This window comes from Enterobacter sp. 342 (genome assembly GCF_036663495.1).
Lineage (GTDB): Bacteria > Pseudomonadota > Gammaproteobacteria > Enterobacterales > Enterobacteriaceae > Enterobacter.
In genome coordinates this window covers 1-782 of sequence record NZ_JAWUEI010000123.1, presented here as the reverse complement: position 1 = coordinate 782, position 782 = coordinate 1, and the positions used below count along the sequence as shown (strand labels likewise).

At 40.3% G+C, this 782-nt stretch carries 2 protein-coding genes; both read right to left on the bottom strand.

Annotated elements, in window-relative coordinates:
- Positions 1-47: 47 nt before the first annotated feature.
- Positions 48-170 (bottom strand): hypothetical protein, encoded by a 123-nt coding sequence (locus V6E55_RS25560; RefSeq protein ID WP_255250421.1) that lies wholly within the window; start codon positions 168-170, stop codon positions 48-50.
- A gap of 38 nt (positions 171-208) precedes the next feature.
- Positions 209-556 carry a hypothetical protein gene (locus tag V6E55_RS25555; protein ID WP_039024874.1) on the bottom strand — a complete coding sequence of 116 codons (348 nt, stop codon included), beginning with the start codon at positions 554-556 and terminating at the stop codon, positions 209-211.
- Positions 557-782: the final 226 nt, after the last annotated feature.

The following is a 782-nucleotide window of genomic DNA, read 5'->3' as shown; positions in this document are numbered from 1 at the left end:
AAAAACCCGGCGCGGTGGCCGGGTTTAATATGAACATTAGAACTGGGTTATGCAGCTTTCTTGTTCATTTCTGCAAGGATAGCATCCTTGCGAGCTTGCATTTCTGCAACGATTTCATTAAGACGGCCAGCCAGTTTAAGCATCTCAGAAATTGTGTGGAGTTTATTCATATGCGCCTCCGCAGTGCCTCGTTTCATCCAAAAGAAAGTTATTTAAAAATTACAGCCCCTTTGAGAATTTTGGAGCTTTGTGCACACAGATCTGGGTTTTTCTGTTTAATATCACGAATCAGTATCTGCGCGGTAAGCAATACCTGCTGTAGGTCAAGAGCGCCAAGTTGCTTGGCTTTGGTATCAAGCTTGAGAATGATCTCATGAACCTCATCAAGTGACGGATCAACGAGCTCATGTAACTTTTCGATACCCAACTCTTCAAAGCTAGTGACAACGAAATCAATCAAAGCCTTCACAGCTATCTGAACCTGATACAGTTGCCTTTCTTGAAAAGAAGCTTCTGCATCTGTCACTTTTACAGCATCTCTAAATTCTTGGGTCACTAACTATACTCCTTATATAGGATCTCTCCAATCGATTTTCAATGCGAATTGGACGATTTCCGCTCAATAAGCACGATTTAGCAATGAAATAATTGACTTTGAAAGGAAACATCTCTATATCGCGCGCACATGATATATATACACTTAAAATCGACTAAAAGAACACAAACTTTATGATGATTTTCATCAATCATATTGAATGATGACGGCTATCACACCAGTCGCA

What these genes read in the sequence shown, in the direction of transcription:
- V6E55_RS25560 (WP_255250421.1), bottom strand. Translation starts at nt 170, where the DNA reads ATGAATAAACTCCACACAATTTCTGAGATGCTTAAACTGGCTGGCCGT.